Source organism: Streptosporangium sp. NPDC002544 (genome assembly GCF_040295965.1).
Classification (GTDB): domain Bacteria; phylum Actinomycetota; class Actinomycetes; order Streptosporangiales; family Streptosporangiaceae; genus Streptosporangium.
The window spans coordinates 108044-131291 of record NZ_JBEOWJ010000004.1 but is presented as its reverse complement, the minus strand read 5'-3'; the positions used below and the strand labels follow the sequence as shown (position 1 = coordinate 131291).

Below are 23248 nucleotides of genomic sequence, written 5' to 3'. Positions count from 1 at the left end.
GAAACCAGCTGACGATCTCGTTCGTCCTCGGGAACGGAGATCCACCCGAATGGGCCGGCTACCAGTGAGCCAAGGCGGCGAGATCTCCGGTGATCAGGAGGTAGTCTCGCCCGCCAGCACGCCGTCGTAGACCCCGATGACCGAACGAGGACGCGTGAGTTACAGCCACAGCAATGACCCGGAGCCGAACGGGCGCCAGGAGGGCGCCGATGGGTCGGCTCGTCAGGGGCGGCGCCGTCGCTCAGGCCCAGGAGCCGCTCCCCGTGCAGTTCCCCCTTCACAAAACTCTCAAACCGGCGGCGCGAGCTGGGAACAGCAGCAAGGTCGGCCGCCACAGGGCGCGGGGGCCGACAACCGGACCATGATGATGCCCCAGCCCGGCGGGATGCCCGGTGGGATGCCCTACGCCGGCGGCGCGCCCCAGCACCCGGGTGCCCAGCCCCGGCGGGACGCGGGCGCCCCGGGCGGGATGCCCCCCCGCGAGCCCGAGCGGCGGGGCGGTGAGCTCCGTCGCCGTGACACCGACCCGACAGGCCGCCGGGCCGAGGCCGCGTTCGAGGACACCCAGGCGATGCTCGCCGCCCAGGCGGGAGCCGGTTCGAGGTCCGGTGAGGGCGGCACGCGCAGACGCCGCGCCGGGCGTGGCGCGGGCGGTCCCGGAGGCCAGGGGGGTCCAGAGGGTCCGGGCGGCCCGGGGGGCCCCGGGGGGTACGGTCCCGGCGACGGCGACGGCGAGCCCAAGGCCAGGCGGTGGACGCGCTTCCTGCCCAACTGGAAGATCGTGATGGCCAGCTTCGTGGTCCTCAGCGCCGGCGTCTTCGGCATGATCGCGGTGGCCTACGCCAACACACCGATCCCCGAGACCGCGCAGGCCAGCGTGGACGACCAGGGCAGCGTGGTCTACTACCGCGACAAGAAGACCCCGATCGCGCGCCTCGGTGTCAAGCGCACCCCGGTCAAGATCAGCCAGATTCCCAAGCATGTCCAGGACGCGGTGATCGCCCTGGAGAACAAGAGCTTCCGCACCGACAGCGGCATCGACTTCACCGGCATGGCCCGCTCGGTGTGGAGCACGGTCAGCGGTGCCCAGCTCCAGGGCGCCTCGACCATCACCCAGCAGATGGCCCGTAACTACTACGACGGCCTCAGCCAGGAGGTCTCGGTACAGCGCAAGATCAAGGAAATCTTCGTCGCCGTCAAGATCAGCAAGACGCTGGAGAAGGACGAGATCCTTGAGCGCTACCTCAACATCATCTATTTCGGCCGCGGCGCGTACGGCATCCAGGCCGCCTCGAAGGCGTTCTTCAACAAGAACGACGTCGGCCAGCTGACCCCGCAGGAGGGCGCCTACCTGGCCGGCCGGATCCAGAACCCCGACGCCTTCGACATCCAGGAGAAGGCCGGCAACTACGCCGCGACCAAGGAGCGCTTCGGTGCCGCGCTCAGGAACATGGCGGAGATCGACCCCGCCGCGTACGGCAAGTACGCCGGAAGCTCCTTCGACGACCTGAAGTTCGCCGAGGTCAAGATCGCGGAGATCAACAAGGGTCTCAAGGGCTACATGCTCAACATCGTCCTTCGGGAGCTCAAGCAGCGGGGCATCACCGAGGAGGATTTGAAGACCAAGGGTTACAAGGTCTACACCACCTTCGACAAGGACATGATGAAGGCCGCGCAGGAGGCGGTGAAGGGTCGCACCTCCAGTCTGGAGTCGACCATCCACGCCAGCGTCGCCTCGGTGGATCCGAAGAACGGCCGGGTGCTCGCCTTCTACAGCGGCGACGACTTCGTCAAGGACTTCAACAACCGCGCCTTCGACTCCACCAAGCAGGCGGCCTCGGCGTTCAAGCCCTACGTGCTCGCGGCCTGGCTGGAGAGCGGCAGGTCGCTCGACAGCTACGTCGACGGCATGGCCACGATCAAGATGCCGGGCACCACCCCGATCAGCAACTCCGGGAACCAGGCGTTCGGGGCGATCGACATGATCAAGGCCATGGCCAGCTCGGTCAACACGGTCTTCGTGCAGATGGGTGAGGTCGTCACGCTTCCCGAGGTGGCGAGGATCGCCAAGGAGGCGGGGGTCGGCGAGACCGCCAAGTACAACCCCTCCTACGGCGGCAAGAACGCGGTCGACTACGCGGTCGACGAGCAGAAGTTCCAGGTCACCATCGGCAGCGCCTCGGTCACCGCGGTCGAGCAGGCCGCCGGCTACTCGATCTTCGCCAACGAGGGCAAGCACGCCGACTGGCACGTGATCACCAAGGTGACCAAGCTCGACGGCTCCCCGGTGCTCGCGGAGCAGGCCACCGTGCGGCAGGTCATCAGTCCCGAGTCCGCGGCCGACGCGACGGTCGCGCTCCAGGCCGTGGTCAAGGGCGGCACCGGCGCCACCGCGAACATCGGCTCGCGGCCGGTGGCCGGCAAGACCGGCACGAACAACGGCTACAAGGACGCCTGGTTCGTCGGTTTCACCCCGCAGATCGTCACCGCGGTGGGCATGTCCAAGGACGTGCCCTACAACAGGGCGGGGACGCGCAAGCTCAAGGTCGACAAGTACGGCCTGCCGAGCCGCAAGATCGATGATTCGAAGATCCTCTGGAAGGAGGAGCCCATGCCCTCCTTCATCGGCGGTGGTGGCACCCCGACCCAGATCTGGCACGACTACATGGCCAAGGTGACCGCCAAGGACGAGGTCGTGCAGTTCCCGCCGAGGGCCAACACCGGCTCGCAGAGCAACCTGGCCACGCCCAAGCCGACGCCCACCGCGACGCCGACCATGGACGACAATCCGTTCCCCGACAGCGGCGACGGTGGCGGTGACTGGCCCAGCGACGGCGGCGGCGGCGAGCCGGACAACCCCGACGGCCGCGAGTGCCTGCCCTGGGACGGCTCCTGCGACGTCGGCGACGACGGCTCGGGCGACGGTCCGCCGAACGGCGAGATCACCCAGAACGGCGCCCCCGGCGCGGTCGGGGCCCCCGGGGCGCCCGGCGCGGCGATCATGCCGACACCCGCCGCGAGCGGACGACGCCCCTGATGAAGGATCTCCTGACGTCGCGGCGCCCGCTGTCGGAGTTCGGCACCCGGGCCATCCCGTACGTGCCCCTGGCCCTGTTCGCGGGGCTGGGGGCCATCCTGGCCTGGTTCTGGAAGTGGCCGTGCCGTGTCGGCGGGGCGTGGAACGACGGGACCCTGCAGTTCACGAACTTCTGTTACACCGACATCTATCCCCTGTGGTGGAACGAGAAGCTCAACGAGGGCAAGATCCCTTATTTCGACTACCCGGTCGAGTACCCCGTCGGCATCGGCGGGATCATGGAGTTCTTCCGTCGGATCGTCGCCCCCATGACCGATCAGGGGACGGCGTTCTACGACCTCACGGTCATCCTCATGGCGATCTGCCTGGTCGTCGGCGTGTTGCTGATGGCCGCGCTGGCCGGTCCGGCCAGGCGCTGGGACGCGCTCTGGTACGCCCTGGCCCCCGGGCTGATCCTCACCGCGTACATCAACTGGGACCTGGCGGCCAACGCCCTCGCGCTGGGCGCGCTGCTGGCCTGGTCGAAGCGGAAGCAGTGGCTCGCCGGCATCCTGCTCGGCCTGGCGATCGCCACCAAGTTCTATCCGCTGATGTTCCTCGGCCCGCTGTTCCTGCTGACGCTGCGCACCGGCAGGTGGGTGCCGTTCCTCAAGACGCTCGGCGGCGTCGTGGGAGCCTGGCTGGTCGTCAATGTGCCGATCATGGTGTTCGCCTTCGACGGCTGGAAGCGGTTCTACGTCTTCAGCCAGGAGCGGGGGGCCGACTGGGGTTCGCTCTGGTACTTCTTCAACCAGAAGCAGTGGCCGATCCTCGGTGACGCCGAACTCGTCGACAAGCTGGGCATCGTCTCCCTCGCCACGTTCTGCCTGGCGATCGCCGTGCTCACCGTGACGGCCAGGACCCGCCCGCGGCTGATGCAGCTCTGCTTCCTCACCCTGGCCGCGTTCATGCTGACCAACAAGGTGTGGTCGCCGCAGTACGTGCTCTGGCTGATCCCCTTCGCGGTGCTGGCCAGGCCGAACTGGAAGCCGATCGCGCTCTGGCAGCTCGCCGAGTGCTGGTACTTCTTCGCGATCTGGCTCTATCTGGTCGGTATCCAGCCGGGCAACGAGGCGTTGGGCATCGCCGGCGACACCTACTTCACCGCGGTGTGGGCCCGCGCGATCACCATTCTGATCATGATGGCGTTCGTGGTGAGGGACATCCTCGTCCCCGACAAGGACGTGATCCGCCAGGACGGGACCGACGACCAGGCGGGCGGTGTCTTCGACGGCGCACCCGACCGTTTCCGGCTCGCGCTCTCCTAGCACCGGGGAACGGCGTGAGTCTGGCGGCCGGTCGGGATGATCCGCGACAATCCCAGTTTGTGATCAATCCTGTCGAGCCCCCGCGGGATACCGCGCAGGAAGGGCTGCTGCTCTGGCTGGCCTCCAGGCTGGGAATCGTCGCCCTGGTCGTCGTCGGCACCCAGGCGATGATGGAGGGGGACGCGGTCCCGCCGCCGTTCCTGGAGCGCTGGAAGCACTGGGATGCCAGCCTCCTGGCCACCATCGCCGAGCACGGTTACGGTGGCGCCCCCGGCAGCGAGCCTGACAAGGGGCTGCCCGCCTTCTTCCCCGGGATGCCCCTGGCGCTCCGCGCGGTGCACCTCGTGGTCGGCGACTGGACGGTCGCCGGGCTGCTGATCTCCTTCGTGGCCGGTGCCGTCGCGATGATGGCGCTCGCCAGGCTGGCCGAGTTCGAGGGGCCCCCGGGGACCGGCCGGCGCGCGGTGCTGGCGCTGCTGCTCTGGCCGATGGCGGTGTTCCTGTTCGCGGGCTACAGCGAGTCGCTCTTCCTGGCCTTCGCCGTTCCCGCCTGGCTCGCGGCGCGCAGGGGGCGCTGGCCGCTCGCCGCGGTCCTGGCGGCGGGTGCCTCCTGCGTGCGGATCACCGGCCTGTTCCTGGCCCTGGCGCTGATCGTGGAGTTCTTCGCCCGGCGACGGCCCGTACGGCAGCTCGTACGGCAGGCCGGCTGGCTGGTGCTCCCGTTCGTGCCGCTGGTGCTCTACTCCGCCTACCAGCACTCCCGCACCGGGGACTGGCTGGCCTGGAAGAGTGCCCAGGAGGCCGGCTGGGGTCGGCACATGGTGTGGCCCTGGGAGTCGCTGATCACGACCTGGAACTCGGCCATGGGCGAGGGCCGGTTCGCCTGGGCGTTCCGGCTTGAGATCGCGGGGGCGATCGTCGGGGTCGTGCTCGTACTGGTCCTGCTCTACCTGCGGAGGTGGAGCGAGTTCGTCTACGTGGGACTTCAGGTGGGCGCCCTGCTCTGCTCCGCCTACTACCTGTCGGTTCCGCGCTCGGCGCTGCTGTGGTGGCCGCTCTTCATCCTGATCGCGAAGGCGAGCGGCGGGCAGGCACCGTGGCGGCGGTGGATCATCGTCGTCTACGCCCTGGTGGTGGGCCCGCTGATGGCGCTCAACGCGCTGATCTTCGCCGACGGTGCCTGGGTGGGCTGAGCGCCGGGAGCAGCCCCTTACCCGTTTCCGGGGAAAAGTAATCCCACCAAGTTATCCACAGGCTGTGGACGGACTCTCCCGTCCGAGGCCTCGCGCTAGAGCTTCGACCTGAGGAAGGCGATGTCGGCAGCCTGGCCGTCGAAGGGCGTCTCCACCACGATCGGCGCGTTCGCGCTCCGGCACACGCTCAGGATGAGCTCGGGGTCGATCTGACCCGCTCCGAGGCTCGCGTGCCGGTCGGCGCCGGAGTCGAAGGCGTCGCGAGAGTCGTTGCAGTGGATCAGGTCGATCCTGCCGGTGATCGCCATGACCCGCTCGACCACGTCCGCCAGGTCCTCGCCACCCGCGTGGGCATGGCAGGTGTCGAGACAGAAGCCCACGTCGAAGCCGTCGAGCGCGTCCCAGAGCCGGGCGATGCGCTCAAGCTTGCGCGCCATCGCGTTGCCGCCGCCCGCGGTGTTCTCGATGAGCACGGGGATCCGGTGCTCCTCCAGGCGCTCGAACACCTTGCGCCAGTTGTCGAAGCCCTTCTGCGGGTCGTCTCCGGCCCCCACGTGCCCGCCGTGGACGATCAGCCCCCTGGCGCCGAGTTCGGCCGCCGCGGCGAGATGCGAGCCGAGCAGCTTGCGGCTGGGGATGCGGACCCGGTTGTTGGCGGTCGCCACATTGATCACATAGGGGGCGTGGACGTAGACCTCCACGTCCGAGTCCTTGATCTCCCGGGTCTTCTCGCCGATGACCGGGCCCTTCCAGCCCTGCGGGTCACCGAGGAAGAACTGCACGACCTCGGCGCCGCGCGCCCTGGCGTGCGCCAGCGGGTCGTCCTGGTCGACATGAGCTCCGATAAGCGGCATGTGTCCGAGCCTAGCTGTTTCAACGGCGAGGCCCTGGGCAGTCGCAGGGCGCGCCCTACCACTCACCCCCACGGACCGAACACAAGGAGTCCACGTGGCCTACTACCGCAGAGGGATCAGTCTCATCGGCCTCATCTACATCCTGGTCGGCCTCTACGTCGCCTGGGTGTACGACTACATCACTCCCGCGCTCCTGAAGGACGTCGCCGAGGCTCTGCTGGCGGTCTTCCTGTGGTTCCTCGTCCTGCTCGGCGTGGACCTGCGCCTGAATGGTTAGCCGCCCCCGCGCCGGTGTGGCCCTCGTCTGATTCGGGGCCTCACGGGAGGAAACCCCCGTGATAGATGCCGAAGGCCACACCGACGAACGAGGCCACGATGCCCACGATGTTCAGCGCGCGCTCCGGCGTCGTCGCGGAGACGTACTGCGAGTAGAGGCCCCCGCAGAATCCCAGCACCCCCGCCCACGAGGCGACGACATGCGCGGCGGGGATCAGTCCGGTGGCGAAGGCGAGCAGTCCGCAGCCGATCGTGACGACGCTCAGCACGTTCTCGATCCTGTGACGACGCCCGTCGGTGTTCAACGTGAACCGCAAGGGTCTCTTCCGGGCATGTCCATACGCACGAGGCATCTTCACCGCCTCCTCTTTCTCCTGCGACAGGACGTGTTTCTCCTGCGACAGGACGTGCCCGGCGAGGCGACGGCCCAACCCTTGACGGACTGGTAGGCTGGCACGGCTACGTCGAATGGGTGTGTTATCGCCCACCCTCCACCCCGAGCGCCGAAATGGGCGCCCGAGGTGAAGCACGTCAGCGTCCTCCTGTCACGGCACGGTGTCGTGACCGCAAGAGTCCAGAGGAGGTTGAAGTCAGCATGCGCCGTTACGAAGTGATGGTCATTCTTGACCCCTCGCTCGATGAGCGTACGGTCGCCCCTTCCCTCGACCAGTTCCTCACGGTCGTCCGCAACGACGGCGGCACCGTGGAGAAGGTCGACGTGTGGGGTCGCCGCAGGCTGTCCTACGACATCGCGAAGAAGCCCGAGGGCATCTACGCCGTCATCGACCTGAGCGCCGAGCCCGCTACGGTCAAGGAGCTCGACCGGCAGATGAACCTCAACGAGGGAATCCTGCGCACCAAGGTTCTCCGCCCGGACGTGCACTAACTCCCGGCATTTTGTCGGGCGGCAGCCGTACTCTGAGCCGATAACCAGCGAAGGCCGCAGGAAGGGCAGCGCTAGCCATGGCAGCAGGCGACACCACGATCACCATCGTCGGCAACCTCGTCGACGACCCGGAGCTGCGCTTCACCCCCACGGGGCAAGCGGTGGCCCGGTTCCGCATCGCATCCACTCCGAGGTTCCTCGACAAGACGACCAACGAGTGGAAGGACGGCGAAGGCCTGTTCCTGACCTGCAACGTGTGGCGGCAGGCGGCGGAGAACGCCGCCGAGAGCCTCCAGCGCGGCATGCGGGTCATAGTTCAGGGACGGCTGCGCCAGAGGTCTTACGAGACCAAGGAAGGCGAGAAGCGCACGGTCTACGAGGTTGAGGTCGACGAGGTCGGCCCCTCCCTGAGAAACGCGACCGCCAAGGTCAACAAGACCGCCCGTCAGGGCGGTGGCGGTGGCTTCGGCGGTGGCCCGGCCAACGACCCGTGGGCCTCCGCGGCGCCCGCCGCACCGCAAGGTGGCGGCTTCGGCGGCGGCGGCGGCGGCAACAACTACGGTGGCGGCCAGCAGCAGGGTGGCGGCGGCTTCGGCGGCGGCGACTTCAGCGACGAGCCGCCTTTCTAGGGACGGCGGTCCTCCCGCAATCCCAGTCCATATCCGCAGCGACCATTCCCGCCTGACGGCGGGGCTCTGAAAGGAGCACCACGATGGCCAAGCCGGCACTGCGCAAGCCCAAGAAGAAGGTTTGCCTGTTCTGCCACGACAAGATCTCCTACGTCGACTACAAGGACACGGCGCTGCTTCGGAAGTTCATCTCCGACCGCGGCAAGATCCGTGCCCGCCGGGTGACTGGCAACTGCACCCAGCACCAGCGTGACGTGGCGACCGCTATCAAGAACGCTCGTGAGATGGCGCTCCTGCCGTACATGAGCACCGCGCGCTAAGGAGGTCCGGACAGATGAAGCTCATTCTCACCAGTGAGGTCACCGGCCTCGGCGCCCCCGGCGACATCGTCGAGGTCAAGGACGGCTACGGCCGCAACTACCTGCTTCCCCGCGGCTTCGCGATCCTCTGGACGCGCGGCGGCGAGAAGCAGATCTCCTCGATCAAGAAGGCTCGCGATGCCCGCGAGATCCGCGACCTTGGCACCGCCAAGGAGGTCGCCGGCCAGCTGCAGGCCCTGAAGGTGGTCCTGAAGACGAAGGCCGGCGAGTCCGGTCGCCTCTTCGGCTCCATCACCACGGGTGACGTCGCCGAGGCCGTCAAGGCCGCCGGTGGCCCCGTGCTCGACCGCCGTCGCATCGAGATCGCCTCCGCGATCAAGAGCCTCGGCTCCCACCGGGTCAGCGTCAAGCTGCACCCGGAGGTCTCCGCGTCCCTCGATGTCGAGGTCGTCGCGGCCTGAGAGGCCCAGTGAGACAAGGGCTCCTCCCCGTTCGCGGGGAGGAGCCCTTGTTCTTTCGCAACCGGCGGTGTCGGTTCTCCACGGCCTGACCGCCCGCCGGGACATCGGCGGGGCGTGCGGAAAGCTCTTCGTCCGCGAGAAGAGGCTCACATGCCGAGACCGTGTTACTCCAGGTCATCGCTGATACATACAATTCGGGAATCGTTGCTTCCCCCTGGAGGTCTTGTCATGGTCCGTCCCTCGATGCTGCTCGCGCTCGGTGCCCTCGCGGCGACCGCGGTGGCCTGTGCGCCGGCCTCGGAAACGACGACCCAGACGAGCTCCGCAGTCCCGAGCGCCTCCGGAGCCGCCTCCAGCGCCTGTGCCAAGGAGAGCCTCGCGCTGAAGACCCCCGGCAAGCTCACCATCGGCACCGACAAGCCCGCCTACGAGCCGTGGTTCAACGACGACGACCCGGCCAACGGCAAGGGCTTCGAGAGCGCCGTCGCCTACGCCGTCGCGGGCCAGATGGGCTTCGCCGAAGGCGACGTCACCTGGGCCACCGTGAAGTTCGACTCCGCGTTCGCGCCGGGTGCCAAGCAGTTCGACTTCGACGTCAACCAGGTATCGGTGACCCCCGACCGGGCCAAGGTCGTCGACTTCAGCAAGGGCTACTACACGGTCAAGCAGGCGGTGGTCGCGCTGGACGGCTCGAAGGTCGCCGCCGCCACGGACCTGGCGGCCCTGAAGGACGCCAAGATCGGCGTGCAGGTCGGTACCACCTCGCTGCAGGCGGTCAAGGACGTCATCCAGCCCTCGGCCGAGCTCAACGTCTACAACGAGCAGATCGACGCCGTCAACGCGCTGAAGAACAAGCAGGTCGACGCGGTGGTGGTGGACCTGCCCACCGCCTTCTACGTGACCGCCGCCCAGGTCGAGAACTCCAAGATCGTTGGCCAGTTCGGCGCCGCCTCCGGCGTTCCCGAGGTCTTCGGCGCGGTGTTCGAGAAGGGCAGCCCGCTGGTGAGCTGCGTCAACGAGGCGATCGACAAGCTGACCGCCTCCGGCGAGCTGGCGAAGATCGAAACCGAGTGGCTCGGTTCCGCCGCGGGTGCGCCGGAGCTGAAGTGATCCCGGAGCTCATGCCATCACCGTGGGCGCGGAGCGCGTACGGTCCGCGCCGCGGCGCTCGATGAGGAGCGACGAGAGCCTGCGGCTCTCCGACGACTGGACGAAGAGCGAGCGGCAGCTTGAGCGGGAGCGGCTCCGCAGGAGGTCGTCTCTCCGCTCGGGCTCCGTCGCGACGGTCTCGACGATCATCGTGATCGTCCTGCTGTTCTGGCTCTTCACCGCCTCCCCCGGCTGGCCCCGGGTGCGGGACACGTTCTTCGATCCCGAGCAGTTCGTCAAGGCGCTGCCGGACGTGCTGAGCGGGTTCCTGCTCAACATCAAGATCTTCCTGATCGCCGAGCCGCTGATCCTTCTCGTGGGTCTGCTGGTCGCGCTGGCCCGCAACCTCACGGCGCCGGTCTTCTTCCCGCTGCGCGCCCTGGCGGTGATCTACACCGACGTCTTCCGCGGCGTGCCCACGATCCTCATCATCTATCTCGTCGGCTTCGGGCTGCCCGCGCTCGGCCTGCAGGGCACTCCGACGGACCTCGCGACACTGGGCATCATCGCACTCACGCTCTCGTACGGAGCGTACGTGGCGGAGGTCTTCCGGGCGGGTATCGAGTCGGTGCATCCCAGCCAGCGGGCCGCCGCCCGGTCCCTCGGTCTGAGCCACGGCCAGACCATGCGCCACGTGGTGGTGCCGCAGGCCGTGCGCCGGGTGGTGCCGCCGCTGCTCAACGACTTCGTCTCGCTGCAGAAGGACACCGCGCTCGTCGCCACGATCGGCCCGCTGGAGGCGCTGAGGCAGGCGCAGATCCACGTGGCCGGCAACTTCAACTACACCCCCTACCTGGTGGCGGCGCTGCTGTTCATCCTGCTCACCATTCCGATGGCCCGCTTCACCGACTATCTGGCGATCCGCTCGCAGAGGCGGCGGAGCCAGTGAGCGGGCAGCGGGAAACCGGCGGAAAGGAGGGGACATGAGCCTGCTGAGCATCGAGGGCCTGTGGAAGAACTACCGGGGCCACAGCGTGCTGCGCGGTATCGACCTGGAGGTCGACCCGCACGAGGTGGTCTGCCTGATCGGTGCCTCGGGATCGGGGAAGTCCACGCTGCTGCGCTGCGTGAACCTGCTGGAGACCGCCGACGACGGCACGATCCGCCTGGACGGCGAGGAGATCACCGACGCCCGCGCCGATCTCAACGACGTGCGCAAGCGCATGGGCATCGTGTTCCAGGCCTTCAACCTGTTCCCGCACATGACCGTGCTGGACAACATCACGCTGGCCCCGCGGAAGGCGCACGGCGTGGGCAGAAGGCAGGCCGAGCAACAGGCCCGTGACCTGCTGGACAGGTTCGGCCTGGCGGACAGGGCGGGCGCCTACCCGGATCAGCTCTCCGGCGGCCAGCAGCAGCGCGTCGCCATCATCAGGGCCCTGGCCACCCAGCCCCGCCTGATGCTGCTGGACGAGGTCACCTCGGCGCTGGACCCGGCGCTGGTCAAGGAGGTGCTCGGGATCATCCGGGAGCTCAAGGAGGGTGGCATGACCATGGTCCTGACCACGCATGAGATGGGTTTCTGCCGCGAGATCGCCGACACCGTCTGTTTCCTCGACGGTGGCGTGCTCCTGGAGCGCGGCACCCCCGAGCAGATCTTCACCGCTCCCCGCGAGGCTCGTACCAGGGAGTTCGTGCAGAGCGTGAGCGACGCCCGGCGCCTTTGACGTCCTCCGGTTCGGGGAGGCCGGATTTTCGAAGGACGGGACCCGCGCTCCAGACGCTCGCGGAGACCTCAGCGCCGGTGCCTGCCGCGGGACCCGGTGCCGGGGCCGCCGGGACCTTCCGGAGGGCCGGGAGGCCCCGGAGGCCCTGGCGGCCCCGCGGAGGGGGCGGGAGCCCCGGGGACGGGCTGCGCCATCCTGGCGAGCACGCTGTTGCGCCTGCCGTACACCAGGTAGACCAGCACGCCGAAGGCCATCCAGATGATGAAGTACAGCCAGGTGATGAGCTGGAGGTTCACCATGAGCCACAGGCAGGCGGCGATCGAGGCGATCGGCACGCCGGGAGAGAGCGGGGTGCGAAAGCCCCTGGGCAGGTCCGGCATCGTCTGCCGCATCCTGATCACTCCGCCGGCCACGGAGATGAACACGAACAGGGTACCGATCACGACCAGCGGTTCGAGCGTGAACACGTCCACGAACTCGGCCAGCAGGATCGCCAGGAATCCGATGACCAGCGTGGCCCTCGTCGGGCTGTGGTATCTACGGTTGATCTTGGAGAGCGAGCGGGGGATCAACCCGTCGCGCGCCATGGAGAACAGCACGCGGGTCAGGCCGACGAGCAGCACCAGGACGACCGTGGTGAGGCCGAGCACCGCCCCGATGTTGATGACGTGCACCATGAAGCCCTCACCGGCGGCGCGGAAGGCCTGGGCGAGCGGCGCGGCGGTGTCGATCTTGTCGTACGGAGTCATCCCGACCATCACCAGCGCGACCGCGATGTAGATGACCGTGGTGATCACCAGCGCGCGGATGATGCCCTGCGGGATCGAGCGCGGGGCGTCCTCGGCCTCCTCGGCGGCGGTGGCCACGACGTCGAAGCCGATGTACGCGAAGGTGATGACCGCCGAGGCCGCGAAGATGCCGAACCAGCCGAAGGCGCCCGTCTGGCCGAAGACGATGCCGAGCAGCGGGGAGTGCAGGGCCTCCTCGGCCTTCTCCGCGGGCACCGCCGGCACCGGGATGGCCGCCAGGTTGCGCTGGTCGAAGTGGAGGGCGCCGACCACGATGACCGCGCCGACGGCCAGCAGCTTGGCGATCACGATGATCCACAGGGCGCGCAGTCCGACGCGGGCGCCCAGGGCCACCACGGCCGTCAGGATCACCAGGATGAACAGCGTGAAAAGATCGAAGCCCGTGTGCCGGCCGACCATCCCCGCGACCACGTCGGGAAGGCGTACCCCGAAGTCGGTGAGCATCTGGGCGGCGTAGAGCGACCACGCGCGGGCCACCGTCGCCGCGGCCAGCAGGAGTTCCATGACCAGAGCCCAGCCCACCACCCAGGCCCAGACCTCGCCGAAGATGACGTAGCTGAAGGTGTAGGCGCTGCCCGAGGCAGGCATGGCGGAGGACAGTTCGGCGACGCAGAAGGCCACCAGCAGGCTGGTGATTCCCGCGATCATGAAGGAGAGGATCACGCCAGGCCCGGCCATGGTCGCCGCCTGGCGGCCGGCGAGGCTGAAGATGCCCGCACCGATCATGACGCCGATACCGAGGACGACGAGGTCGGCTCTGCGATAGGCCATGGGCAGGCCGTGGCGCGCACCGGTCCACCGGTCTGTGGCATGGCTCGGAGGCATGCGGCGCACGATCGACGGGGGAGGACCTTCGGGCACGACCTGGCCAATCGTGGTGGGCTAATACCCTTATTGTCGGACTTGTTTCACAGTGCCGCAGGGGGGTCACCTGGGACAAGTGCTATCCGGTCACGTCGTGGACACCACAGTGTCACGCCCGGATTACCCGCCCGCTCAGCCGCCGACCACCAGCCACGCCGGGCCGTACGCGCGCGTCGAAAGGGTGATCAGCCGGGCGGTCATCCACAGCCCGAACGCCAGCCAGAGCGTCACCAGGCCACCGCCCCAGAAGTCCACCAGTAACGCGGCGGGCAGGTAGGCGATCGTCGTCCACACCCCCGCCCAGGCGAGGTAGCGCTGGTCCCCGGCACCGATCAACACACCGTCCAGCACGAACACCACCCCGGCGATCGGCTGCAGGGCGGCCACCACCCAGAGCAGGTCGAGCAGTTCCGCGGCGACGACCGGGCTCGCGTCGAACAGACCGGGGATGAACGGCCTGGCCACCAGCACGGCGAGGCCGAGCAGCACGCCGGAGCCGACTCCCCAGATCACCATCCTCCAGGTCGCCGCGCGAGTTCCCGCCACGTCGCCGGCACCCAGGGCGCGACCGGTGATCGCCTGTCCGGCGATCGCGATCGCGTCCAGGGCGAACGCCATCAGGATCCAGATCCTGATGGCGACGGTGTACGCCTCGATCTGGTCCGTTCCCATCCGGGTGGCCACCGTGGCGGAGACGGCCAGCACCGTCTGCAGGCACGCCGTACGGATGATCAGGGCGATCCCGGCCGAGCCCGCCGCCCGCACGCCCGCCGGGTCCGGGCGGAACGGCGCACGGTAACGGACGAAGATCAGGACGAGGTAGACGGCGGCGGCGAGCGCCTGGGCCAGCACCGTGCCCCAGGCCGAGCCGGCGATCCCCCAGCCCAGTCCCAGGACGAACACGACGTTGAGCACCGCGTTCAACGCGAAGGAGCCCACCGACACCAGCAGCGGAGTCGAGGCGTCCTGCATGCCGCGCAGCACGCCCGTGCCCGCGAGTACCACCAGCATGGCGGGAACGCCGAGCAGGCTGATCCGCAGGTAGGTGACCGCCTGCCGGGCGAGCTCTCCCTCGGCGCCGATCAGGTGGATCAGCCAGGGGGCCAGGGGCCAGACGGCCACGATGATCGCCAATCCCACCCCGGCGGCCAGCCAGAGGCCGTCCACCGCCTGCCGCAGTGCCCGCCCGGTCTCGCCCGCCCCGATCTGCCTGGCCACCGCCGCTGTCGTGCCGTAGGCCAGGAACACGCACATCCCCACCAGGAAGCTCAGCACCGTGCTCGCCACCCCCAGGGCGCCGAGCGCGGGGGCGGGCAGGCGGCTGACGATGACGGTGTCCGTCAGCAGGAAGAGCGGCTCGGCCACCAGGGCGCCGAACGAGGGCAGTGCCAGCCGCAGGATCTGCCTGTCATGGTCGCGACCGGAGCGGCCGGATCGAGGCGTAAGAGTCACAGGTCCATTGTGCCTCTTACCTCTCGGTGGATCTTCGGCAGGATCAACCGGTCGGCTCATGACATCTAAGGCGACTCCCGGCGTGTCGCCCCAACTTTCTTTTCTCCACAGGCGGTGGATTACGTTTCCGCTGGTCAGAAAGGTATCCACAGCTGTGGACAACAGTTATCCACAGGACTGTCCCCAGGCTGCCCACACCTCTGGGGAAGAAGTGCACAGCTTATCCACACCTCTGTCGACAGCCCGCGTTGCCAGTCGGGGCGCCGAGCCGCGAAACTGTCACACCGGTCGGCTAAAAATAGAGATAGCGTAACTGTGTTCGAAAGAGGGGGTGTTCGGTGAGCATCGCAGAGCCACCGGTCTTCGAGCCAGGTTTCGAGCGCACCCCGCCGAACAACATCGAGGCCGAGCAGTCCGTCCTGGGTGGCATGCTGCTCTCCAAGGACGCCATCGCCGACGTGGTCGAGATCCTGCGATCCGATGACTTCTACCGGCCCGCCCACCAGATCATCTACGACATCATCACCGACCTCTACGGCCGGGGTGACCCCGCCGACGCCGTCACCATCTTCGATGAGCTGCAGAAGCGAGGCGAGGTCGCCCGGGTCGGCGGCGGGGCCTACCTGCACACGCTGACCGCCGTCGTGCCGACCGCGGCCAACGCCGGTTACTACGCGAGGATCGTCCGGGAGCAGGCCATCCTCCGCCGCCTGATCGAGGCGGGCACCCGCATCGTCTCCTACGGCTACGGTGGCCAGGACGAGGAGGTCGACGACCTCGTCGACCGCGCCCAGGCGGAGATCTACAAGGTCACCGAGCGCCGCACCTCCGAGGACTACATCCCCCTGGCCGACATCATGCCGGGCGCCCTCGACGAGCTGGAGGCCATCGGGGGCCGGGGTGGCCAGATGGTCGGTGTCCCCACCGGATTCCAGGACCTCGACTCGCTCACCAACGGCCTGCACCCCGGCCAGATGATCGTCGTGGCCGCCCGTCCGGCCATCGGTAAGTCGACTTTGGGGCTAGATTTCGCCAGATCTGCCGCTATCAAGCACGGCATGACGACTGTGGTGTTCTCGTTGGAAATGTCCCGTAACGAGATCACGATGCGTCTGCTGTCGGCCGAGGCGCGGGTGGCACTGCACGCCATGCGCTCGGGCACGATGACCGACGACGACTGGGCCAAGCTGGCCCGGCGGATGGGCGAGGTGGCCGAGGCGCCGCTGTTCATCGACGACTCGCCCAACATGTCGATGATGGAGATCAGGGCCAAGTGCCGCCGTCTCAAGCAACGCAACGACCTGCGGTTCGTCATCATCGACTACCTGCAGCTGATGTCCTCGCCGAAGAAGACCGAGAGCCGCCAGAACGAGGTCTCGGAGATCTCCCGGGCCATCAAGCTGCTCGCCAAGGAGCTGGAGGTCCCGGTGATCGCGATCTCCCAGCTCAACCGTGGCCCCGAGCAGCGAACCGACAAAAGGCCCATGGTCAGCGACCTGCGCGAATCCGGAAGCATCGAGCAAGATGCCGACATGGTCATCCTGCTCCACCGGGAGGACGCCTACGAGCGAGAGTCGCCCAGGGCCGGTGAAGCCGACCTGATCGTGGCCAAGCACCGTAACGGCCCCACCGCCACGGTCACCGTGGCCTTTCAGGGCCACTACAGCCGCTTCGTCGACATGGCCCCCCACTAGGCGGACCTGCAGGATCTCACCGCTCTTGGCCGGTTCTCATCGGCCAAGGCCACTGTCCGGCCAGTTGGCCACCATGCTGAGACGGTATCTCGTCTCAGGGAAGCAGACACCGTCCGCTCCCGGCCCAGCCACTCCGAGCTCGCGAGCCCGCTATGGGGATGGCCGACTGTCACATCGGCCTGGTCGGATTCCTGCATGACGGACTGGCCGCAACTCGGCCATACCGGCGCGGGTGGCGTGCGCTCGCGGGGCTGCGGATCCCCCGTGCGGGGGACCGGGTTCCCATCGCGGGGGGAGTCGTCCGGGCACGGCCGGGACGAGCATGGGAGTGCGAGATTCCACGCACTTCTCACCAAGAGGGCACCTTGTCATCCTCATCCTTCACCCCGGATGGCCGGCCCGTCGGGGACCCGGCGACGCCGACGCGGCACCAGTCCGCCACCGCACCCGCCCCCACTGCCGAGACATCGGCCATCGCCGGATCACCGGGCACCGGTTCGGGATGGATCGGCTACGCCGCGGCGATCTGGGCCGCCGTCTACGGTGTCGTCGCGCTCATCTGGACCATCACCGGCAACGGATTCCCGTTCGGGCGCAACGACCCGCAAGGCCGGGCGGGGCCACTGCGGGACCTGCCGCCCGAGGTCGGCGCGCCCCTCTTCGCGGTGGTCCTGCTCGCCACCGCGGTCGCCTGCCTCGCCATGGCCGGTCCGCACGCGGTGCGGCCGTCGCGGGCGGGCCGGGCCCTTCTGCTCGGCTTCGGCTGGACCGTCGCCGCCGCCCTGCTGGTCCTCGTACCGACCGTGAACGTCCTGGCCCTCACCGGGTACGCGCCCATGCTCATTCTCGGCGCCCCCTTCGGCTGGCCGCGGGGGATCGACTACGGGACCGTGTTCACCTGGTCGCTGGGCAACCAGGTGTGGTGCATGCTGGGTGGATTCCTCGCCGCCTGCACCGTGCTCTCCTGGCAGCGCCGTAGCCGGGGCGCTTGCGCCCGCTGTGGCCGCGGCCGCGACTTCTCGGGCGCCGACCGCTTGCGGATCGTCGCGTGGGGCCGCCGGGCCGCCATAGTCGCCGTCGTCATCCCCCTGCTCTACTCCGTGAGCCGCTACGCCTGGCTGGCGGGCGTACCGCTCGGCATCAGCGACGAGATGCTGCGCGACCTGTGGGACAGCGGCGCTGTGTGGGCCGGCGCCGGTCTTGGGACGTTCGCGGTCGCCGGCGCGATCCTCACCCTCGGGCTCATCCAGCGCTGGGGCGAGGTCTTCCCCCGTTGGATGATCGGCCTGGCCGGCCGCCGCGTCCCGATCAGGCTCGCGGTGATCCCGGCGGCGTACGTGGTCCCCATCGTGATCTCCGGGGGCCTCGGGATGATCTTCTCCCCCGAGAGCGGGCATCTCACGGGCTACAGCCCGGTCCTGGCCGCCACGCACGCGCTGTGGCCGCTATGGGGTGTCGCGCTCGCGGTCGCCACCTACGGGTACCGGGTGCGGCGGCGCGGCGCCTGCGGCACCTGCGGAAGGCAGGGCTGAGCGGGCCATGCCGACCATGCGGTCCATCCCCGCCTGACGCCGGGCCGGTCGCCACCGTCCTGCTCCTGGGCACCCCACGGGGCCGGGCGCCCAGGAGCACTCCCGGAAGCACGAAGTGGCAGGCACGTCCCGGGACAGTGGGCAGGTTCCGGAGGGCGGGAAGGTCCGGAGTGACGGTCAGCCGACCGGGCTGACGAAACCGGACTCGTAGGCGGCGATCACGGCCTGGGTCCGGTCGCGGGCTCCGAGCTTGGCAAGCACGTTGCCGACGTGGGTCTTGACCGTCTCGGCCCCCACCACCAGCCGCGCGGCGATCTCGGCGTTGGACAGGCCGGTGGCCATCAGGCGCAGGACCTCCTCCTCGCGCTCGGTCAGGCGGGCACGGCGGAGCCGGTCGGCGGCCGGCCCGTCGATCCCGCCGAGGCCGTGCGCGCCGGCCAGGCGCCGGATCGCCGCCGGGAACACCAGGGACTCCCCGCGTGCCACCACCCGCACCGCCTCCACGACCTCCGGCGGCCGGGTGCGCTTGAGGATGAACCCGGCGGCGCCCGCGCGCAGCGCCTCGTACACGTGGTCGTCGTTCTCGAAGGTCGTGATCACCAGCACGCGTGGCGGCTCGCTCGACGCGCCGAGCAGCCGGCTCGTCGCCTCGATGCCGTCGATCGCGGGCATCCGCACGTCCATGAGGAGCACGTCGGGCCGGGTGCGGGCCACCATCGCCAGCACCTCGGCACCGTCGGCGGCCTCCCCGACGACCTCCAGATCGGACTGCGCGTCGATGATCACCCGGAGCCCCACCCGGATCAGCTCCTCGTCGTCGACGATCGCCACCCGAATCGTCACGGCCCCTCCCTCTCCGCAAGCAGTGACCATATCCGGACCGCCGTCACGATACGCGCCTCCCCCCGCTGGGGGCGTCACGATGCCTCTCCCTCCAGTGCCGGCAGTCGAACCGAGACGCGCCAGTGGGCGCCGTCGGGGCCTGCCGTCATCGTGCCGCCGAGCAGCGTGACGCGTTCGCGTATGCCCTCCAGCCCGCGTCCGCCCTCGCGCCGTGGACGGGAGGCGGCTACGGGGTTGGACACCTCGATCGTCAGCGTAGGCCCGGTCACGGCGACGCGCAGCGCGACCGGAACCGGTCCCGCGTGCCGGAGCACGTTCGTCAGGCTCTCCTGGATGATGCGGTATCCCTCCCGGGACACCAAGGCGGGCAGGTCGTCCACCGAGCCCTCGATCTCGGTGTCCACCTCGACGCCGGTTCCGCGCGAATGCGCCACCAGCCTGTCCAGGTCACCCAGCCCGTGCCGCGGCGCCCCGCCGACCCGCGCACCGGCTCGCTCGTCGGCCCCCTGAGCGGCTCGCCGCAGGCCCAGCTCGTCGGCCCGCTCGTCTTCGCGCAGCATGCCGAGCACCCGGTCGAGGTCTTCCGTCGCGGCTCGCCCGGTCTCCTCGATCGCCTGGAGCGCGCCGCGGGCGAACTCCAGGTCGGTGTCCAGGAGGTGCAGCGTGGCGGACGCCTGCAGCATCGTCACGGTCAGCGCGTGCCCGATGGAGTCGTGCAGCTCGCGGGCCAGCCGGTTGCGTTCGGCGAGGCGGGCCGCCCGCGCCTCCAGCGCCGCGATGCGTTCGGCCGGCGAGGGGCCGAGCAGCACCGGCGCCATGACGGCCGCCAGCGCCCCGAGCCCCGCCACGGCGTACAGGACCCCGGCGAGCGTGGCCACGCCGAGCAGCGACAGCCACCCGGTGTCGTGCTCGTCCAGCGGCCCGATTCGCAGCCCGTCCAGCGCGCCTCCCGTGATGCCGAACCACTGGACGACGAACGTCACGCCCATCACCAGGGGAATGAGGATCAGCAGCGCGACGACCCCGCCCGCGACCAGGTGAACGGCGAACCACAGGGCCGCCCGCAGGCGGGTCTCCCACGCCTCCCGTCCGGACTCCGCCGTCCCGGTCGGATCCGGAAGCGCGACGCCGAGCAGGGCACGCGCGGCCGCGATCTCCAGTGCCCTCGTGCCACGCAGGAACGGCGGCACCACGCCGATCACGACCGCGAGGGCGAGCACGAGCAGCAGCAGCCCGTAAGGCGCGTCCGGCACGGTGAACATCCGCACGAACAGGACCGCCACCAGGACGTACGGCAGCAGCAGCACCCCGCCGAGCAGCAGGTGGACCCCCTGCCGATAGGTCGCCCCGCTCACCAGCGGCCTCACAACGGCGCCGAACCTCACGCCCGCCATTCTCCTGCAGCCCTCCACGCCCCAGGCGAACAGGGGCAAGACAGTCAAGTTCGGGAGTCTCACAGATGAGAGCGTGTGAGCGGCACCGTGGCCGCCGGCGCTGCTACGGGGTGCCGTCAAGACCGGTGTCACCCGGTACGGCGGCACGGTCAAGGCCGGGAGCCGCGGCCGTATGGCGTTCGGGATGCTGCTGCCCCGACAGGGGGATTCCTACTCGATCGGGTGATGTGGCATGGTCTCGGGATCGCCAAGGATGGAGACCACGCGGCCTACGGGCTTTGAGCGGGAGGGAGCCATCACATGAACCAGCAGCGGTCGGAACTCGTGCGTGAAGAGTGGCGTGAGTTCTTCGACACCATGACGCGCAACTACGAGGGCGCCGAGGTGACGATCGAAGTGATGAGCAAGGACTTCGGGGACCTGCTGGGGGCCGAGAAGCTACCGCTGGCCTACCTGGAGTACGACCCCAAGGACGATCAGTTCTCGATCGGAGTGGGTGGCCGTGACGGGCGCTATCCGGTGGTGCTGCGCCATGCCGTCGACCACCCGCAGAGGATCCTGACCGACACCCTGCAGCAGGGCACGGTGCGAGCGTTCGACGTCTTCGACGCCGAGGGGGGTCAGACGATCGTGACCCTCTACCTGACCTCGATCTCCTCGGCGTAGCCACGAACTCCCCGTGCCCGGGAGACGACCGCCCGCTTTCGAAGAACCACTCGGGGCGTCGCCAGGAAACCCGTTACCGGCCACAAACGGGAGAAAGCACAGGTCAGCGGCTTGTGCCGAGGAACTGCGACGGGCGTGTCCGGATCCGGCACGGTGCGGAGGCGATCGCCGTCAAGCCGTGAAAGGACCTCACCCCCGTCGCCCGGCCCCATGTCCGCGGCAAGGACGGTACCGAGTCCGCAGGAGCCGGCCGTGTCGACGCCCTACTCCAGCGCGGCATCGAAGCGGTCGGCCAGCACGAGAAACGCGTCGTCCCAGCCGCTGGAGTTCGCGACCTCCTGGATCTGCCCGGTCGGTGCGAACAGTGTCACGAGCTCGGGCGGGAGCCGGCCGTCCACACCGATCCGGGCGATCGCGGCGTCGATCTCCGCCAGAGCCGCGTCCGCGTTCTCCCAGGAGGACCAGGCGAAGTCGTTGTCGGGCTGGGCGAGGAGCACGCGCACCTCGCCGAGCGCTCGCAGAAGATCCGGGTGCGGCGTCATGGCCACTATCCAACTACCTCCACGAACTCGCCGGTACAGGAGGAAAAGGCAGCGAACGCATCGTTGCGGCATCCCTTTCGGGAAAAGGCCGACACACCGTCTTGGCGACCTCGGCCCGGTGCCCATGACCGGACCGTCACGGGGATCAGGGGATCAGGACGATCTTTCCGGTGGTGCGGCGGGTCGACAGGAGCTCGTGCGCCTTGGCCACCTCGGTCAGCGGCAGCGCCTGGTCCACGTGGACCCTGAGCCAGCCCGACTCCGCCAGGGCCACCAGCCGCGACAGGTCGGCCGCCGAGGGACGCACGTTCACCACCGCGAGCCGCACCCCCAGCTCGGCCGCGCGTTCCCCGGTGATGCCCAGGTTGCCCCCGACCGCGCCGACGAGCACGCCGCCGGGCTTGAGCACGGCGGCGGAACGCTCTCCGTAATCGCCGCCCACCAGGTCGAACACCACATCCACCGGCTCGGTCTCGGTGACGAAGTCGGCGACGGTGTGGTCGATCAGCGTGTCCGCGCCGAGCTCGCGCAGGAAGTCGTGCTTGGCGGTCCGAGCGGTACCGGTGACGTGCGCCCCCCGGGACGCGGCGATCTGGACGGCGAGATGGCCGACCCCTCCGGCGGCGGCGTGGACGAGCACCCGCTCCCCCTCACCGAGGCGGGCGATGCCGACCAGTGCCTGCCAGGCGGTCAGGCCGGCCAGCGGGAGTCCGCCCGCCTCCTCCACGGACAGGGTGGCCGGTCTGTGGACGATCTCGTTGGGCGAGGCGAGCACGTAGTCGGCGTAGGCGTTGCCGGCGCCGGGGAAGGCGAGCAGGCCGAGCACCTCGTCACCGGGGGCGAACGCGGACACGCCGGGTCCGGTGGACTCGACGGTGCCCGCGACGTCCCAGCCGAGAACGAAGGGCGGCGAGCCGAGCAGCGGGTAGGCGCCGGAGCGGACGGCCCCGTCGACCGGATTGACCCCGGCGGCCCCGACCCTGATCAGGACCTGCCCGTGATCCGGTTCAGGCCGGTCGACCTGGGCGGTGCCGAGTACGGACGGGTCACCGAAGGCGGACTGGGTGATGGCACGCATCGTGATCTCCTCTGCGGGGAAGTTCGTCGAGATCAATCGTCCGCGATGCCGGTATCCCTTGGTAAGAAGGCACCTTTGAGATATATAGGTACCTTGTGGAAACTATTTCTGGCCTGCGAGAACGTGGCGCCGTCGACGCCTACCTCCGGGAGTGCGGCTCGCGGAAGGTGCTGGAGGCGATTGCCAACAAGTGGACCTGCCTGCTGGTGGACGCCCTGCGGGACGGCCCGGTCCGGTTCGGTGTGCTGCGCCGCAGGCTCGACGGGATCACCCAGAAGAGCCTCACCCAGTCGTTGCGGAACATGGAACGCGACGGGATGGTGATCCGCACTGTCTACCCGACGATCCCGCCCCGGGTGGAGTACGAGCTCAGCGCGCTGGGCCACAGCGTGGTCACGCTGATGGAGGGCATCAAGAGCTGGTCCGAGGAGCACGTGCCCGAGATCATGGCCGCCCGCGACGCCTACGACCTCCGCACGGGTGAGGAACCCAGGCCCGTACGGGCGGAACCGAGCGGTAACAGGGGGGCCGCGAAGTAGGCGTCCGCCATGGTCGCGGCCGTGTCCCGGGTGACCGGGGCAAGCGCCGCGGAGAA

At 69.0% G+C, this 23248-nt stretch carries 23 protein-coding genes; 15 read left to right on the top strand and 8 right to left on the bottom strand.

Features of this window, described 5'->3' with window-relative positions; translation table 11 throughout:
- Positions 1 to 361: 361 nt before the first annotated feature.
- From ABT061_RS07260 to ABT061_RS07250, 3 genes are read left to right on the top strand one after another with little or no spacing between them, the layout of a single operon-like run.
- Positions 362 to 3037: a transglycosylase domain-containing protein gene (locus tag ABT061_RS07260; protein ID WP_350913682.1), complete on the top strand. Its 2676-nt coding sequence runs from the start codon at positions 362 to 364 to the stop codon at positions 3035 to 3037.
- Positions 3037 to 4344, top strand: a complete 1308-nt coding sequence (locus ABT061_RS07255; RefSeq protein ID WP_350913680.1) for a glycosyltransferase family 87 protein — start codon at positions 3037 to 3039, stop codon at positions 4342 to 4344. Before ABT061_RS07260 ends, ABT061_RS07255 begins: the two co-directional genes overlap by 1 nt.
- 59 nt (positions 4345 to 4403) lie before the next feature.
- Positions 4404 to 5537, top strand: coding sequence for a mannosyltransferase family protein (locus ABT061_RS07250; RefSeq protein ID WP_350913678.1), 1134 nt, complete (start codon positions 4404 to 4406; stop codon positions 5535 to 5537).
- A gap of 95 nt (positions 5538 to 5632) precedes the next feature.
- Here the strand turns inward: ABT061_RS07250 and ABT061_RS07245 are convergent, their stop codons facing one another.
- The gene (locus tag ABT061_RS07245; RefSeq protein ID WP_350913676.1) at positions 5633 to 6391 is read right to left on the bottom strand and encodes a deoxyribonuclease IV; all 759 of its coding nucleotides are present in this window, start codon (positions 6389 to 6391) and stop codon (positions 5633 to 5635) included.
- A 94-nt stretch (positions 6392 to 6485) separates the two neighbouring features.
- Here ABT061_RS07245 and ABT061_RS07240 point away from each other — a divergent pair, with 94 nt between their 5' ends.
- Positions 6486 to 6668, top strand: a complete 183-nt coding sequence (locus tag ABT061_RS07240; RefSeq protein WP_030919717.1) for a hypothetical protein — start codon at positions 6486 to 6488, stop codon at positions 6666 to 6668.
- Positions 6669 to 6708: 40 nt separating this feature from the next.
- Here ABT061_RS07240 and ABT061_RS07235 read toward each other — a convergent pair whose 3' ends face one another.
- The gene (locus ABT061_RS07235) at positions 6709 to 6984 is read right to left on the bottom strand and encodes a hypothetical protein (protein ID WP_350913674.1); all 276 of its coding nucleotides are present in this window, start codon (positions 6982 to 6984) and stop codon (positions 6709 to 6711) included.
- Positions 6985 to 7262: 278 nt separating this feature from the next.
- Between ABT061_RS07235 and rpsF the strand changes: the two genes are divergently transcribed.
- The 7 genes from rpsF (at position 7263) to ABT061_RS07200 (ending at position 11779) form a co-directional block, all read left to right on the top strand.
- Positions 7263 to 7553, top strand: a complete 291-nt coding sequence (gene rpsF / locus ABT061_RS07230) for a 30S ribosomal protein S6 (RefSeq protein WP_030919721.1) — start codon at positions 7263 to 7265, stop codon at positions 7551 to 7553.
- Positions 7554 to 7630: 77 nt separating this feature from the next.
- Entirely contained in the window at positions 7631 to 8182 is a 552-nt protein-coding gene (locus ABT061_RS07225) for a single-stranded DNA-binding protein (RefSeq protein ID WP_350913672.1), read from the top strand.
- An 83-nt stretch (positions 8183 to 8265) separates the two neighbouring features.
- Positions 8266 to 8502: a 30S ribosomal protein S18 gene (gene rpsR, locus ABT061_RS07220; RefSeq protein ID WP_012895699.1), complete on the top strand. Its 237-nt coding sequence runs from the start codon at positions 8266 to 8268 to the stop codon at positions 8500 to 8502.
- A gap of 14 nt (positions 8503 to 8516) precedes the next feature.
- Complete coding sequence (gene rplI / locus ABT061_RS07215) at positions 8517 to 8963, top strand: 50S ribosomal protein L9 (protein ID WP_350913669.1); 447 nt, start codon at positions 8517 to 8519, stop codon at positions 8961 to 8963.
- A 228-nt stretch (positions 8964 to 9191) separates the two neighbouring features.
- Positions 9192 to 10073: an ABC transporter substrate-binding protein gene (locus tag ABT061_RS07210; protein ID WP_350913667.1), complete on the top strand. Its 882-nt coding sequence runs from the start codon at positions 9192 to 9194 to the stop codon at positions 10071 to 10073.
- 61 nt (positions 10074 to 10134) lie between these two features.
- Positions 10135 to 11001, top strand: a complete 867-nt coding sequence (locus ABT061_RS07205; RefSeq protein ID WP_350913665.1) for an amino acid ABC transporter permease — start codon at positions 10135 to 10137, stop codon at positions 10999 to 11001.
- 34 nt (positions 11002 to 11035) lie between these two features.
- On the top strand, positions 11036 to 11779 hold the full coding sequence (locus ABT061_RS07200) for an amino acid ABC transporter ATP-binding protein (protein WP_350913663.1): 744 nt from the start codon (positions 11036 to 11038) through the stop codon (positions 11777 to 11779).
- Between the two features lie 68 nt (positions 11780 to 11847).
- On the opposite strand, the gene ABT061_RS07195 is transcribed toward ABT061_RS07200, so the two are convergent.
- Together ABT061_RS07195 and ABT061_RS07190 are read right to left on the bottom strand one after the other, a co-directional pair.
- A complete protein-coding gene (locus ABT061_RS07195; RefSeq protein WP_350913661.1) occupies positions 11848 to 13359 on the bottom strand; it encodes an APC family permease in 1512 nt (503 codons plus the stop codon).
- Between the two features lie 225 nt (positions 13360 to 13584).
- Positions 13585 to 14904 carry an MATE family efflux transporter gene (locus ABT061_RS07190; protein WP_350913659.1) on the bottom strand — a complete coding sequence of 440 codons (1320 nt, stop codon included), beginning with the start codon at positions 14902 to 14904 and terminating at the stop codon, positions 13585 to 13587.
- Between the two features lie 338 nt (positions 14905 to 15242).
- Here ABT061_RS07190 and dnaB point away from each other — a divergent pair, with 338 nt between their 5' ends.
- Both dnaB and ABT061_RS07180 read left to right on the top strand, forming a co-directional pair.
- A complete protein-coding gene (gene dnaB / locus ABT061_RS07185) occupies positions 15243 to 16598 on the top strand; it encodes a replicative DNA helicase (RefSeq protein ID WP_030919742.1) in 1356 nt (451 codons plus the stop codon).
- Positions 16599 to 16963: 365 nt separating this feature from the next.
- Positions 16964 to 18130 (top strand): hypothetical protein, encoded by a 1167-nt coding sequence (locus ABT061_RS07180; protein ID WP_350913657.1) that lies wholly within the window; start codon positions 16964 to 16966, stop codon positions 18128 to 18130.
- Positions 18131 to 18307: 177 nt separating this feature from the next.
- On the opposite strand, the gene ABT061_RS07175 is transcribed toward ABT061_RS07180, so the two are convergent.
- The gene (locus ABT061_RS07175) at positions 18308 to 18973 is read right to left on the bottom strand and encodes a response regulator (protein WP_350913655.1); all 666 of its coding nucleotides are present in this window, start codon (positions 18971 to 18973) and stop codon (positions 18308 to 18310) included.
- 74 nt (positions 18974 to 19047) lie between these two features.
- A complete protein-coding gene (locus ABT061_RS07170; RefSeq protein ID WP_350913653.1) occupies positions 19048 to 20415 on the bottom strand; it encodes a sensor histidine kinase in 1368 nt (455 codons plus the stop codon).
- A gap of 252 nt (positions 20416 to 20667) precedes the next feature.
- Between ABT061_RS07170 and ABT061_RS07165 the strand changes: the two genes are divergently transcribed.
- The gene (locus ABT061_RS07165) at positions 20668 to 21033 is read left to right on the top strand and encodes a DUF5335 family protein (RefSeq protein WP_350913651.1); all 366 of its coding nucleotides are present in this window, start codon (positions 20668 to 20670) and stop codon (positions 21031 to 21033) included.
- A 263-nt stretch (positions 21034 to 21296) separates the two neighbouring features.
- Here the strand turns inward: ABT061_RS07165 and ABT061_RS07160 are convergent, their stop codons facing one another.
- On the bottom strand, positions 21297 to 21575 hold the full coding sequence (locus tag ABT061_RS07160; RefSeq protein ID WP_350913649.1) for a hypothetical protein: 279 nt from the start codon (positions 21573 to 21575) through the stop codon (positions 21297 to 21299).
- A 145-nt stretch (positions 21576 to 21720) separates the two neighbouring features.
- Positions 21721 to 22653 carry an NADP-dependent oxidoreductase gene (locus tag ABT061_RS07155; RefSeq protein WP_350913647.1) on the bottom strand — a complete coding sequence of 311 codons (933 nt, stop codon included), beginning with the start codon at positions 22651 to 22653 and terminating at the stop codon, positions 21721 to 21723.
- A 95-nt stretch (positions 22654 to 22748) separates the two neighbouring features.
- Between ABT061_RS07155 and ABT061_RS07150 the strand changes: the two genes are divergently transcribed.
- On the top strand, positions 22749 to 23192 hold the full coding sequence (locus ABT061_RS07150) for a winged helix-turn-helix transcriptional regulator (protein ID WP_350913645.1): 444 nt from the start codon (positions 22749 to 22751) through the stop codon (positions 23190 to 23192).
- The last annotated feature ends 56 nt before the right edge of the window (positions 23193 to 23248 follow it).